We start from the raw sequence: 14,420 nt of genomic DNA, 5'->3' as shown, positions 1-14,420 counted from the left end.
CTAATGAATAACTTTGATTATCAATTAGTCGATTTACACCTTCACAGTCACCATTCTCGACACGCTGGAGAAAAACAAACACCAAAATCAGCCTACAGTGCTGATTATTATTTAACCCAACTAAAAAGACATAACGTTGGGGCTTTTAGCTTTACCGATCACGATATTTTTAGTGATAAGTTTTATCTTGAACTAAAGGGTTTAATTGAAAGAATTAAAGATCGTAAAATTGCGATCTTTCCTGGTGTTGAATTTAGGATTCTATCAACTAATCCCAAGGCAGATTGCAATTTCATCTTTAACAATAATCTTGATCTTGAACGGTTAAATGAATTGAAATTATTAGTTAGAAGACTACAAAACAAACTTGGTGCTAATTTAAATTTACTTGTAAAAGAATTTAAAAAAGCTCAATTTGATTTTTTTATTATTCCTGATGTTGGTAAATCCGGGAAATGTTCATTTGAAGACTTTGAAGATGTTCTTGATGTCGTTAGATATGTTGAAGTTAATGAAGGTAATGAAAAACGATTATCTAAAGCGATCAAGGATCGTTTAAATGTTGATTACAAACAAGTCTTTTTTAGTGATTGTCACGACATTAAAAAATACGATAAGATGGCTTCTAAAACTAAAATCAATATTGCAAAAGATCAATTAATTACCTTTGAAGATTTAAAAACTCAACTTTATTTATAGTTCTGACATAGGTTGTATTAATAAATAGTTAACTATTTATATAATCAAATTATTAATGATTAATCTATGATTAGTGACGAGAAAAAATATATAAAAGAACTTGTTTTAAGTGACAGTTCTGATGAATACAAATTACAGTTTTTGCCTGGTGTTAATGTCATAATAGGAACTAAAGGTGGTGGAAAATCAACACTACTAAAGATCTTATACGCATTACATGCGAATTATTCCAATTATGACAGTGACATCAACCAAATAGCTAAAACTTTTGGTTTTAACGTCGAAAGACTTGTTTATTCAAACAAGGATGAAAGACGTTGAAGCAATAAAAGAACAAAAGCTTCAAAAGACGAACAAAGAAACGATATCGTTGTTCAAGATGACAAGATTAAAAAAGAATTAGATACAGCAGCTACTTTTAAAAAGGAAAAGGTTCGTTTTTTAGAAGAAAGCTGTACTAATATCGCAAAAGGTTTAAGTAGATATTTTAATGGTTATTTTAAAACCTTCAAAGAGCTAGAACAACTCTTTAAAAATTTAAACGAACTTAACATTGAAGATCTGTTTAAACTAAAAAACGATAAAAATAAGCGGTTATTAGAACGAATTCAAAAGCTATTAACTAATTCATTAAATCGTACACGACAAGAAAACAATCAGACTTTTATTAATGCTCATAAAGGCTTGTATGATATTTTGGCGACTTATTTAGCTGATGTTGTTGAATATCAACCTGGATCTGACGAAATCGATCTTTTTAGTGATGAAGAATTCGAAGAAATCATTGAAAAAGTGCTTAGTTTACTTCAATTGCATGCTAATTACATTATTGATAAAACTTTAGATAACGTGAAATATGATGCAGTTAGTAGCACAATTAAAGCTTATGAAAAACACCTAAATGATTCTCAAGAAACAGATCGAAGAATTGCATCATTTAGCTCAGGATTAGAAGATAAATTTGGTGCAATTGCAAAGGAGTTAGCTACAAACTTTGCTTATTTTGACTATTTTACATCTTCAGATTTTTCTAAAATTCATATCAAGCACAAAGCTATAAGCGAAATCGATCCCGATATTCAATTTCAAATTGATCTTGATTATGATTTAGGTGAATCTGATGAAGATGAAGCTCCTTTGTATAAGATATTTTCAAAACTTTTATATAAACCAAATACGTTAAATGATTGAACTAAATGGATAAATTATTTTCTAAACAAAGAGAGTAAACATGATCTAGATGATGAAAAATATATCTTACAGATTTTAGAAAATCACTTTGAAGAAAATCTTCAAGACAAGATTACTGTTTTATTAGATGGTAAAGATTATGAAAAGCTTTCATTAGGAACGAGATCAAGTTATGGTGTTAGTCGTGTAATTAAAAATTGTCAATCATCAATCTTATTCTTAGATCAACCTGAAGATAATATCGACAGTTATACGATTGCTAAAACACTAATACCAGCAATCCAAGAAAATAAAGATATCGCCCAAGTATTCATTGTTACACACAACTCAAACACTGGGATCTTAACCGATCCACAAACAACAACAGTTTGTTCATTTAGAACAAATGATATTGAAAATTCATACCGTCAATCTAATTTAAACGATAAATTAGAAATCATCGAAGATGAAGTAGTAAATGAAAACGCTTCAGCCCACTATCTAGAGGGTGGAATTGAAGCTTTAGAAACACGTCATTCAATTCTTGTTAATAAAAAAGGGAGAAAATAAAAATAATGTATAAACTTGTATTTAAAAAAGATGAAAATGATTATCTAGTTAATTTAGTTTCAGTTAAAAAACCTAGTCATGTTATTTTAAGTTTTGTGTTCTCTGAAAACGGTGATAAACCCGATTTTAAAACGGATTTAATTAAGTTAGCAAGTCATATCGAACAAGATCGTAATGAGGATAATACCTTCAATTTAGAGGTAGAACCTCTAAATGAAGAGCAAGAAAACAACATAATTTTTAAAACCCTTTATACTGTATTCACCAAGTTTGTTGAAAGTTTCAAAACACAATACAAAAAGACTAGAGACAAGCTTGAAAAAGAATTTTTAAATTGAGAAAAAAATAACAATTAAATATTAAAAAACTTATGAAAACAAATACAATCGTTTTATCTTGTTCAAACAGTGATGTAAGTAAATCTATTAACTATGATTTAGCATCTAAAATTGCTAAATCAGGTTCATTTGATTTAATTAACTTAGCTGAATACGACGTTCCTCAAGTTTCTAGTGATACTGCTGGTAATGTTCCAGCTAAGATGACTGAACTTCACGAAAAACTATCATCTTATGATAAAGTGATCTTTGTAACTCCTGAATTCAATGGTTATGTACCTGGATTTGCTAAAAATATTTTAGACTGACTATCTCTTAACAAGGAATGATTAAAAAATAAGAAAGCTTACGTTGTTGCAGCTACTCCTGGAGCTAAAGGTGCACCAATGGTAAGAGAAAATTTAGCTGAAGTATTAGGTTTCTTTGGTGCTGAAGTAGCTGGTTCATACGGTTTTGCTGAATATCAATTAAGTCAAGATCGTAGCAAAGAAATCCAAGAATTCCTTAACACAGTTAATCAATAAATAATTCCTAAATAATTAATTAAGAAAAAAATCACATAAGCTTTTAGCTTATGTGATTTTTTTAACTTACCATCTTATACATTCTTCGATTAATGATTCTTGATCAGATTATATAGATTGATAACGGAATTAGAGTTGAGATAAACGCTCCTGCAGCACGGATGTTAATTAGATCTAATCGGTCAACAAAACCTAGTTTTAAGAATCAAGTACTAATCGTATTAATTGGCATATTATCTTGATAAACACGACCAGATAAGATTAGTTGAGGTCATAAGAATGAGTTCCAAGCTTCAATCGTGGTAAAGATAATTAATAAATAGATCGGAACTTTTAATTTAGGTAAATAAACTGATCAAAATGCTTGCATTGGAGTGATTCGATCAATCTTCATTAAGTTTTTCTTTGCTTCGTATTCTTTATTAATCGTGCTGTAGAATAACATCAACATGAAAAATGAAAATAAAATTGGTAAACCTAAGACAAACGATAACGAATTGATATTAATAATACCAAACTCATTAAGCGTACTAAATAAGTAAAGATAGATTGAAATCTCTGGAATAAATGAAGTAATTAAAAAGAAGATAAATAAAGCTTTTCTAAATTTACTAGATATTTTATTTAAACCAAAAGCTGCTAATAATGTTGAAGATAACTTCAGCGCAATTAGTATTAATACTGATAAGAAGGTTAATAAAAACGCTAAACCAAATTCTTTATTAATTAATCCCTGGTAGTTTTGATAATTAAAACCATCAGGTAATAACTTGGTTACCCCACTAGTAATCTGAGTTCGTGAAGTTAATGATAAAACAATCAGATAATACAGTGGGAATAGAACAATAATGATTAATGCAACAATGATTAAACTAAAAAAGAGATGTTTAACTATTTTCATGTTTTTTTACCCCATTTTTTAATTTATTAAATAGATATTTAAAGTTAGTTTTTTTAATGATTAGAAAACTAACAGATAAGAATGACAAGTAAGCTATGATCACAATATTAGCAGCAGCTGCTAATGCATAGTTTAATTGTGCTGAAGAACTTTCGTTAGGATTAATGTGGTCATATAGATAACTAGCTAAAGTATTACCTTTGGTTAGTCGTAGGTTGGTATCTACGACTGCCCCTGGATAAAATAATCCAGCGTTAGCAAAATTAACGTATAAAACTAATCAGAACACTGTACTAAAGTTTTTTAAATAAACATATCAAACCTTATGTCAGAACTTAAGTTGATCAATCTTGATCACACGGTTGTATTTTTCTAGTGAACTTGAAAAACTAAAACTAATCATCACAACATTAAATGGAAGTAATCTTCAAACGTAATAGATGAAATAAACGATTAAGATATTTCTTCCTTCAAAGTCGTTGGTAAACCTAATCCTAGTATTAAATAATCGATTAAAACCATCGTTGTTTGTACTAAAGAAATAGATGAATGAAATTCCCACAGCAAATGCTGAAGTAAAGAATTGCGAGAATAAACAAACAACTGCAATGTTTTTAAAAATCTTTGATGATATTTCATTAAATATTAATGAAATAATGAAAGCTAAGAGAATTACTAAAGGAGTACCTAAAAAGATTAATAAGTTGGTATTAAGAAATGAATCCTTAAATTCACTATCTGAAATTAATTGGGTAAAGTTTCTAATTCCAAAAGTATAGTTAACCATGCTGTGTCTAGCATAGACTTTAAATGATTCAATAAACGATAAAATTATCGGTAAAAATGTAAATATCGATAAAAGTATAAGGAGTGGAATTAATAAGATTAATCCAATCGTATTTGACTTAAGTTTTGATTTACCTTTTTTGATTTTATTAAGCAACATAACTTATTCTAGTGTCATCACATTCTTTTCATCAAACGATACTTTGATATGGTCATTAAGCTGAAATTCGTTCTCATTAACTATTACTTTAGATGCTCCAACAAATTGATCAGATGTGAATTCAATAATTTCTTGTGCACCCATACTTTGAACATTGGTAATTGTTATTGGAGAACTTTCATCTTTTTCGATTTTTAGCTTACTTGGTCTGATGTATTTGTTTTCACTATCAGATAGCTTAATAATTTCAGGAAAGCCAACAAATTTAGCTGTAGCTAAATTAATTGGTGAATTATAAATAACTTCGGGACGATCAAATTGAGCAATTGTATTATTATTAATAAACATAATTCGATCACTAATCAGCATTGCATCATTTTGATCGTGAGTTACTAAGATCATTGAGATATTAAATTCTTTTTGAATATTTCTTAATCAGTCTCTTGAACTTTCTTTGATCTTGGCATCTAATGAAGCAAATGGTTCGTCCAATAAAATTAATTTCACGTGTTTTATTAATGATTTCGCAATTGCAACACGTTGTCTTTGACCACCAGATAGATTAGAAGCTTTCATGTATAAAATATCTTTAATATTTAATCTAGTAGCCACATCAAGAATGCGGTTTTTGATTGCACTATTTAATGACTTAATAAAATGGAAGTAATTCTTATTATTCTTAAAAAACAGCGCAAAATTAATTAAAAGTAACTTTAATCTAAAATGCTTTTTTACTTTTTTGTTGTTAAGAGATTCTTTTAATAATGACTTCAATTCATCGTATTGTTTTTGATCAATTGAATTAGTTTTTAAATAAGAATCTAAATAAGTTGAATAATATTGATTAAATGAATTTATTAATGATAAGTAGATGTTTTTATAAACACTGATTTCATCATATAAAATTGAGTTTTGAAAAACAAAACCCAATTCAAGATCATTGCGATCATTAAAATCTGAAAATTTAATCGAACCTTCTTTAGGTTTAATAAATCCAGCTATAGTATTTAAAAGAGTTGTTTTACCACAACCACTTGGTCCTAGTATTGAAACAAGTTCACCCTCATTAATCTGAGCGTTAACGTCTTTAAGAACGACTTTTTTGTTATACGAAACGTTAACGTTTTCGATATTTAAAATTGTTTTTGACACTTTACTTTACCCATATCTTAATTCGTACCCAATTCCTTATTAATTAAACCCATAATTTCATCAGGTGTTCTGGTTTTAGCGTTATGTACCGCTGCATTGATCACATTATCACTGATAAACCTAAATATTTTAGCGGTTTTTGAATCATTTTTAACGTTAACCAAAGAAACGTTTTGCGGATCTTTTAACAAAACATCCAGCCCCTGTCTAGTGATTAATCCTGCTTGGGTGAAATAATAACTATCTCACTCTTCGTATTGATTTTTATAAATATCAACTTTACTAGCATCATCTAATTTAGAAAAATCATATTTGTTAGCTAACTTATTTAACTCAGTTTTTCTTTGTTCGTTAATTGTTGGAGATAAGTTAGTTTTTAATGGCACGAAATATCCACTTCCATTTTCAATTTTGGCAACTACTGAATCATTAGTTATGGTTGCATTATTACCTGAATATAAATATTTTAAGAAGTTGATCGTAGCTTTATCTACTTCTGGATCTCCAGAAGAAATAGGTATTAAATAAGAACCGCCAATTTGATAAGTTCTCTTATTACTATCATCCATTTTAGTTACTTGTGGAGCTCAGTAAATATCATGTGGATGAGTAAACTTTTGTTCAGCTTCTTTAATTATCTGCTGATCACTTTTATTTTCTTTATTAATAAATGTATCAATACTATATTTAGAAATAGTAGCTTGTCCTAGAGTTACTGTAGGACCAATTGCAAAAGCAGCATTGCTATTTCTGATATCATTAAAGCTAAATCCATATCGACCACTATTATTTAGTTTAATTGATCGAATATCCTTATTATTAGTTGCTCTAGTAACACGAATATTGTCATACCAAAATTGGATCGCTTTTTTAGTTGTATCGATCGTTGCTTGCTTTTTTAAATTATCAAAATTAACAACAAAATTTTTAGGATCGTTCGCTTCAGCTTTAAGCGTTCATAAGAAATCTTGCTCATTATTACCTAATTTATTTCATAGGTATTTAGTTAATAAATTACGGTCATAATCGATTTCTAAAATTGATTGATCACTATCAGGTGAAACCTTATCTAGATTTAAACCATCATATATCATCTTGCTAAATTTAAAGATTGATTCTAGATTATCAAACGTTGAATCATCAATCTTTTTATCTTTAAAAGCATCAGTACTTTTTAAAGTTAATTTCGCTCAAAAATTGCTTTCTGGTAATGAAGTGTCTGTTTTTAACTGATTATAGATCTTTGATTGTTCATCAATAGTGCCACCACCCTCTTTAAATAATGCAAACAATCTTTGCATCACAGGCTTATTAAAATAAAGGGCATCTAAATCAGTTAAATCAAACGGCAACGCGTTTTGACTTATATGATTTACACCAATAATATCTTTAGTAATCTCGTTAATCTGATTAATGATCGGTTGAGAATTAAAAAAACTATCGGTATTTACATCTAATAAACGTTCGAACTGGTTAATCAAATAAGACGCTGAAATACTACTTAAGATAATATTGGGAATATTATCAGCATTACTCTTGATTCGATTAGCTACAGAATTAGCCAAATTAAACTCAGACGTAGCTTGAGTAATATCAGCATTCTGATAAACAACTCTTAAGAAATTAGGATCATTCTTATGATCGTTATTATACTTCTCAACAAGTGAGTGCATTAATCGATCTAAAGGAAAAGTATTATTCTGTGCGCTTTGAAATAAAACGGTTTTATTTGATCTTTTTGGGTTATTGACTGTAAAGTTACATGATGTAACTATTACACTTGATAAACCTGCTGTTAACAAAGCAAACGATAATTTTTTTATTAACTTCATAATTGACACTTGAATTATAAAAGAATCAATATCTGAAAATAATAATATGGTCGTATTATCGTTATTTAACTCGAACCAAAAAATTCCAAGTCTAAATTGTTACGTTTAAATAATCAATTTTAGCTTTTAGATTAGTAGCAACATCTACTAAACTACCTGATTTTAATGACACTTTAGAGATATCTAAAACATTTACCCTAGGATTGTTATGTAAGTATTTACTAACAACGTTAATTAATACTTGAGGATCAACTTTTACTTCAGATGAAACTAATAGTCCTAAATCTTTATCTTGAACGTTGATTGTACTATCACCAGGAGTACTAGGAACAGTAGGAGTTGTTGGTGAACTAGCAGCTGGAGTTGAAACTGGAGCTGGATTAGGATTTTTCCAAGAATTAGTTTTTAAAAGTTCAATCTCACCATTCTTGTTTGAGTTGTATTTAACGCTCATTGTGTAACTATCATAGTAAGGATTAATATTCTTAATCATCAAGTTACTTAATGAAGTAATTCCAGTATTTGATAGATCTAATGAACTAATATATCCACCAGAGAAAGAACCTTGTAAAGCACGTTCGTAGTGACGTCTAACAAAAACATCTTCTAATGCAGATAATACTTGTTGGTGAGTTAATGGCACACCATATAAGTTAATTGAGGTAAACGGTTTAGAGTAATTACTATCAAAAATTAAGTGTGTGTTTGGATTTAATGCAAACGGATTGTATTCAGTCAATCTTGGTGTGTAAAGTTCTAATTCTTGAATTTCAGTGTTAGCTAAACTAAAGTCAAAGCGATCAAGTAGATTTGATTTGATCGTTAGTTTTTTCACCGAACTTGGAAAAACTAATTGCTTCATCACTTGACTATCAGCATTTGATAAGATGACAAAATCAGGTGAGTATTCTTTTAAAATCTCATTGATCATTTCAGGGTTAGCTTGATAAAGATCAATTGTCATCGTAAAGATCAATTTATCAGCAGCTAAATCAGTATATTTAGCTAACAACTCAGGTGAAGGTCGATAATTAAACACATTAACCCGATTGTTAACTCTAGAATGATCTGATGTGATCCAACCTTCGTAATTGTTTAAACCAATATCAGTGGTTGTTCGTTCATTTCTTAGATAAGTTTTACGTGAATCTAAGATCGGCATATAAACCCGATCGTTGTAATAATACGGTGTTTGGTAATATAAGTTATTTTCTGAATAACCAGAGATAAAATCACTGGTGTGACCAGTTTGTTCTTTTGCTGGAATTCTAACAGGTGGTGGAACTTGAGGAGCAGGTTGTCCTGAAGCAACTTCACCATCGTGGTTTTGTAGAGTTGATTGATCTAATACAACAGCAGATTTAGTAATTAATTCAGCAGAATTAAGTCTTGAACTATAGATTTTTCTTTGTAATTCAAAGTCTAAATCTTGAATTTTGAACTTAGTAAGCGTTTGGAAACCAATAAGACGATTAGATTGAGTAGGTGATAAATTTGAACCTGCAATCTGCTTGTCTTGATTAAGCGTATTTGAAATCTTAACAGAAGTATAAACAATCCCAGAAACAAGGATTGAGATCATACCTACTGATCCAAAGATTCAAAATAAGGATTTTTTATATTTTTTTAAACTTCTTGGTTTCACGCTTTGATATTTGTTGTTTAATAGCTGTTTTAGCTAATCTAAACAGTTCATTAAGATTTATCTAATAGAACAAATAATAATAAAACTGTTAATTAGTTAATATCAATCATCGTATCTTGCTACTCTAATTATACCACGATCTTAGTCGTTAAAGTCTTCAGAGTGGTGTAACAACATATCTTTGGTTGACTCATTAAATTCATAAGAATTTAAGTCTTTTAGTCCACTTGTAGAAGTAATTGATGAACTACTATCTAGTCCATAATCATTCAATCCAAGGGTAGAACTAGTAGAATGATCCGTGTAATCAAAACTAAAGCTATCACTGTTAGCTAGATCACTTAATTCACGGGTGATACTTTCATAATTACCAATCTGTTGATCAATATCATCCATTCGTTGTTTTAATGATGCTAATGAATCATTAATTCCAGTCGCACTTATTGATCCTAGTTTTGCTATTGACATACTTGAATCATCAAACTTTGAATCAAAATCATTTAGGTAATTATTACTACTACCAAAATCATCATTATTTAGAAAACTGTTGTATGATTTCAGATCAGATTGATCATTAAATGCACTTGTTTTAAGTGATCCCAACTGATCACGATCATCAAAAAGATCAAGATCATCAACCTGATTTTGATTAAAACTTCTTAGATTATCATACTTTTGTTTATCATAATTTTGTCTATCAGAAGAATATTGATCACTTCTAGCTCTTTGTTTTTTTCTACGATATTCTTGTAACTCTAAATCAGGTTGTTGTTGATCAAAATCTCTATTTTGCTCTATTTGTTTAGCTTGCTTAGCAAACTCTTCTTGCTTATGAAATTCTAGCTCTCGTTCTCTTTGTTTTTTGGAAGCTTCGTATTCTGCTTTTAATTTATTAGGCTCATAGGTTGGATTAATCTGCTCAAGATCTTGGTATTTTGAACGATAACTAATATCGTCGTTCTCATCATCTCATCGCGATCTAGTCACAATTAATTTCATTAACTGATTTTTAATATAAACATAATATCAAGCACAAGGATGATTATTAGCTTGATAGATCATATTATCATTAAGCATAAAACCAATATTATCAATTAACGGCGCTTTTTGTTTTCAGATCGCTAAGATCATTTTTAGATCATCATATAAGTTTTCATCTTTGATTACTAGATAAAACTGATCAACATAAGCATTAATATTATCCGTTTGATAAGAACAATTAATGGCTAACTCAAATAATTGTTGGTAGTTGTTAACATAACAACTACCAATGATTTGGTTAGCTTTAACTTCTATCACGTCGTAGCGAAAAACTTTGTTGTCGCTTACAACTAAATCGAAATTGGTTTTATAAACGTTATTCATCTTTTCTATTGTTAACTAAGAGTTGAAAATGTTCTAAATCAGCTAATGTGGTGATCTTGAAACAATCAATTTTAGTTTTAATCCAATGAGCTTTTACTCCTTTTAATTTTAATAAAAAATCAGTTAAATCTAAATGATTTTGTTGATCGTGAACTAAATCTCTTATCGTTTTTAATCACGTGCCTTGAGGGGTGTAGATCATTTTGATTTGATCACGATCAACGTGCTCTTGGGATTGGTTTTGCTGATCGATCTTAATAAGAGATGAAGCTATATCTTGATATAGTGAGACGCACTGATGGTTATTTAAAGTGTCTAAACAATCATTAAGAACTTGTTGATTGATATTAGGTCGAGCACTATCGTGAACGATGATTTTGGTGTGATCATCGTAGTTAGAAGCAATTAGATCATTAATCGCATTAATAAATGAAAGATGACGATTAATTTTAGAGCCTTTGATCACTTTGATTAGAGAGTTATTTGAGTGTTTATCTCTTATGAAATCTAGTTGTTCTTCGTTGACAACTAAATAGATATGATCAAATAAATTAGAAGCTAAAAAACGATCTAAACTGTATTCATAGATCATCTTGTTGTTGACTAAATAAAACTGTTTTAACTGGTCAGTTAAACCTAATCTAGTAGAACTGCCACTAGCTAAAATGATCCCAACTGTTTTAGTGATCATTTTCCTGATATGAAACTAATTCTTCAACTAGTTTATTTAACACTAAGATACAAACGGGTTGAATGTAGTTATTTGATTGGTATTTAGATAAATCAACATTATGAACAATAATGCGATCTTTAATAATGAAACTAAAAACTAATTGTTTTGTTTGTTCTATATCAAAATGAACAAAATTGATTACTAAATCAGCATTAAAGTATTCACTAGCAACTTCAGATAAATAATTATGCAGATCAGTTGATCAAAGTTGCTTTGGATTAATTAAAGAACGACGATTACTTTTTAAAAACAGATTAACACTATCGATGTTTTTAAAAATCATTGCTCCTTTAAATAATTTATCTAACTGATTATTTAATAATAAAGCATTAGTAATGATCCCATTACTATGTGATTCCATAATTCCAATCGTTCAATTATGCTTGGTTAAATAGTTAATAATTATATCTTTGTAATCGATCATTTTACTTAACTCGTTTGTGTTTCATCTACTTTTGTTTGCTTAACACTTTCTTGGTATTTTTTATAAATCTGATAAGAATAAATTCCACCAGATAATAAAGAAAAGAAGGTGGCTAAATAATAAGCTATATTAAAGACTTGATTAGCTATCGTATTGTTCAAAACAAACTGCCCAGCAACAAAGAATGTTATGATGATTGCAATCATTTGCACAACAGTTTTAAGCTTACCAAAGATATTTGCTGGCACAACAATCTTTTTTGTTGAAACAAAAACCCTTAAACCATCAACATAAATATCTCTTAAAATCAATAAAATCACCAAATAAAAGTTAACAACTCCAAGATAAGCAAAATAAATTAGAACAGAGTTAATTAATAATTTATCAGCAATCGGATCAAAAACTTTTCCATAGTTTGAGATTAATTTATATTTTCTAGCTAAATATCCATCTAAAAAATCCGAAAAAGATGCAATTACAAACAAGATCCCAATAATAAGGAAATAAAGATTAATCCTAAGAGTTGTTAAATCAAAAAAGTTGATCTGATAAATCGTATTTTGATCAGATAAACTGAAATGAAATAATACTAAAATTGGGATTAAGATAATAATCCGAATTGTGGTAAGAATATTGGGAATATTTCTAAAAATCAAGTTGCCCATGAAAACGCGGGAACGGAATCACATCGCGGATATTGTCACAACCAGTTACATACATCAATAAGCGGTCAAACCCTAGACCAAATCCAGCTGAACGATAATATCCGTATTTTCTTAGATCAAGATATCATTGCAACTTGTTAAACTCTGGATCGATGTCTAATTCTAGACATCTAGTTAACAACTTGTTGTAACTATCTTCACGTTGTGAACCACCACAGATTTCACCAATTCCAGGAGCAAGTAAATCAGTTGCAGCTACTGTTTGGTTATCATCGTTTAATTTCATGTAGAAAGCTTTAACATCTTTTGGATAGTTGGTGACAAATACTGGACGTTTAAACACTTTTTCACAGATATAACGTTCATGCTCAGATTTAAGATCCATCCCAAAGTGAATATCTTTAACTTCAAAATCCACACCATCTGCAACTGCTTTTTTTAAGATCTCAATTACTTCACGATATTCCACTCTTGGGAAATCACTATTAATTACGATATTTAATTTATCAATTAATCCTGGTTCAAGATTTTCATTACATCATTCTAATTCAGGTTTTGCATAATCAAACAAGTAACAAATCGCGTGTTTAACACATTGTTCAATTAGGATCGTTAATTTATCCAAGTCCATTAAAGAAACTTCAGGTTCGATCATTCAAAACTCTGATAGATGTTTAGAAGTATGAGATTTTTCAGCTCTAAAAGTTGGTCCAAAAGTAAACACACGTTTAAACCCTTGAGCGTATGCCTCAGCAGCAAACTGACCACTCACAGTTAGTGATGCTTTTGTACTGAAATAATTTGGATCATTAGGACTGATTACTTCAAATGATTCACCAGCACCTTCACTGTCATTTGAAGTAATTAATGGCGCATGAACATATAAGAAATCATTATTTTTAAAGAATTCAAAGAAGGCATTCGCTAACTCACTTCTAATCTTCATGATTGCATAGAATTTATTCGTTCTAACTCTTAAGTGAGCGTTTTCACGTAAAAATTCATTACCATGAGCTTTCTTTTGTAAAGGATAAGAAGGATCAGATTCTTTTAATACCACGATCTTAGATGCTTGGATTTCAAACGGTTGTTTTTTACCAGGGGTATTTCTTACTACACCCTTAACTAAGATCATTGATGATAGTGGTAATCTACTTATCTCATCAAAGTTTGGTGTGTTTTCTTTCTTGAAAACAATTTGTACTGGTTCAAGTGCTGTGCTATCACTAAAAGCAATAAAACCAATCGCTCCAGAAGAGCGAATCGATTTAAAACTACCAACTAATACAACTTGTTCTCCTTCTCTTTTTGAGTGGGATGATAACAATTCTTTAATTTCAATAAGTTGCATAATATTCTCTTTGAATCTTTATTTTTATATTCTTTTAAATCTGATTTTGACCAGAAATTTAAATTGATTTCTAATCAGTAATTTATTACTAAATTATAAAGGATG

Annotated in this window: 14 protein-coding genes; 4 read left to right on the top strand and 10 right to left on the bottom strand. The window is 29.4% G+C overall.

Annotation, left to right across the window (positions count from 1 at the left end; genetic code table 4):
- Positions 1 to 3 precede the first annotated feature (3 nt).
- The 4 genes from H3143_RS01245 (at position 4) to H3143_RS01230 (ending at position 3,301) form a co-directional block, all read left to right on the top strand.
- Positions 4 to 699, top strand: a complete 696-nt coding sequence (locus H3143_RS01245; RefSeq protein ID WP_182079017.1) for a hypothetical protein — start codon at positions 4 to 6, stop codon at positions 697 to 699.
- A gap of 66 nt (positions 700 to 765) precedes the next feature.
- Positions 766 to 2,439 (top strand): ATP-binding protein, encoded by a 1,674-nt coding sequence (locus tag H3143_RS01240; RefSeq protein WP_182079016.1) that lies wholly within the window; start codon positions 766 to 768, stop codon positions 2,437 to 2,439.
- Between the two features lie 5 nt (positions 2,440 to 2,444).
- Positions 2,445 to 2,795: a hypothetical protein gene (locus tag H3143_RS01235; protein ID WP_182079015.1), complete on the top strand. Its 351-nt coding sequence runs from the start codon at positions 2,445 to 2,447 to the stop codon at positions 2,793 to 2,795.
- A gap of 14 nt (positions 2,796 to 2,809) precedes the next feature.
- Entirely contained in the window at positions 2,810 to 3,301 is a 492-nt protein-coding gene (locus H3143_RS01230) for an NADPH-dependent FMN reductase (RefSeq protein ID WP_182079014.1), read from the top strand.
- A gap of 61 nt (positions 3,302 to 3,362) precedes the next feature.
- On the opposite strand, the gene H3143_RS01225 is transcribed toward H3143_RS01230, so the two are convergent.
- From H3143_RS01225 to asnS, 10 genes are all read right to left on the bottom strand, one after another.
- Positions 3,363 to 4,202, bottom strand: coding sequence for an ABC transporter permease subunit (locus H3143_RS01225; RefSeq protein ID WP_182079013.1), 840 nt, complete (start codon positions 4,200 to 4,202; stop codon positions 3,363 to 3,365).
- Entirely contained in the window at positions 4,189 to 4,989 is an 801-nt protein-coding gene (locus H3143_RS01220; protein WP_228444807.1) for a sugar ABC transporter permease, read from the bottom strand. The genes H3143_RS01225 and H3143_RS01220 overlap by 14 nt, the downstream gene beginning before the upstream one ends.
- Before the next feature lie 162 nt (positions 4,990 to 5,151).
- The gene (locus tag H3143_RS01215) at positions 5,152 to 6,300 is read right to left on the bottom strand and encodes an ABC transporter ATP-binding protein (RefSeq protein ID WP_182079011.1); all 1,149 of its coding nucleotides are present in this window, start codon (positions 6,298 to 6,300) and stop codon (positions 5,152 to 5,154) included.
- Positions 6,301 to 6,317: 17 nt separating this feature from the next.
- A complete protein-coding gene (locus H3143_RS01210; RefSeq protein WP_182079010.1) occupies positions 6,318 to 8,132 on the bottom strand; it encodes a P68 family surface lipoprotein in 1,815 nt (604 codons plus the stop codon).
- Positions 8,133 to 8,223: 91 nt separating this feature from the next.
- Complete coding sequence (locus H3143_RS01205) at positions 8,224 to 9,777, bottom strand: IgG-blocking protein M (RefSeq protein WP_182079009.1); 1,554 nt, start codon at positions 9,775 to 9,777, stop codon at positions 8,224 to 8,226.
- A gap of 141 nt (positions 9,778 to 9,918) precedes the next feature.
- The gene (locus H3143_RS01200) at positions 9,919 to 11,142 is read right to left on the bottom strand and encodes a hypothetical protein (protein WP_182079008.1); all 1,224 of its coding nucleotides are present in this window, start codon (positions 11,140 to 11,142) and stop codon (positions 9,919 to 9,921) included.
- Positions 11,135 to 11,833 (bottom strand): IspD/TarI family cytidylyltransferase, encoded by a 699-nt coding sequence (locus H3143_RS01195; RefSeq protein ID WP_182079007.1) that lies wholly within the window; start codon positions 11,831 to 11,833, stop codon positions 11,135 to 11,137. Before H3143_RS01195 ends, H3143_RS01200 begins: the two co-directional genes overlap by 8 nt.
- Entirely contained in the window at positions 11,823 to 12,299 is a 477-nt protein-coding gene (locus tag H3143_RS01190; RefSeq protein WP_182079006.1) for a hypothetical protein, read from the bottom strand. The genes H3143_RS01195 and H3143_RS01190 overlap by 11 nt, the downstream gene beginning before the upstream one ends.
- A gap of 5 nt (positions 12,300 to 12,304) precedes the next feature.
- Complete coding sequence (gene pgsA / locus H3143_RS01185) at positions 12,305 to 12,964, bottom strand: CDP-diacylglycerol--glycerol-3-phosphate 3-phosphatidyltransferase (RefSeq protein ID WP_228444806.1); 660 nt, start codon at positions 12,962 to 12,964, stop codon at positions 12,305 to 12,307.
- Positions 12,945 to 14,315 (bottom strand): asparagine--tRNA ligase, encoded by a 1,371-nt coding sequence (gene asnS, locus H3143_RS01180; RefSeq protein WP_182079004.1) that lies wholly within the window; start codon positions 14,313 to 14,315, stop codon positions 12,945 to 12,947. Before asnS ends, pgsA begins: the two co-directional genes overlap by 20 nt.
- Positions 14,316 to 14,420: the final 105 nt, after the last annotated feature.

Origin of the sequence: Mycoplasma tullyi (assembly GCF_014068355.1) — a bacterium.
GTDB classification, from domain to species: domain Bacteria; phylum Bacillota_I; class Bacilli_A; order Mycoplasmatales; family Mycoplasmoidaceae; genus Mycoplasmoides; species Mycoplasmoides tullyi.
Note: the sequence above shows the minus strand (reverse complement) of the source record. Positions and strands in the feature narration are given on the sequence as shown.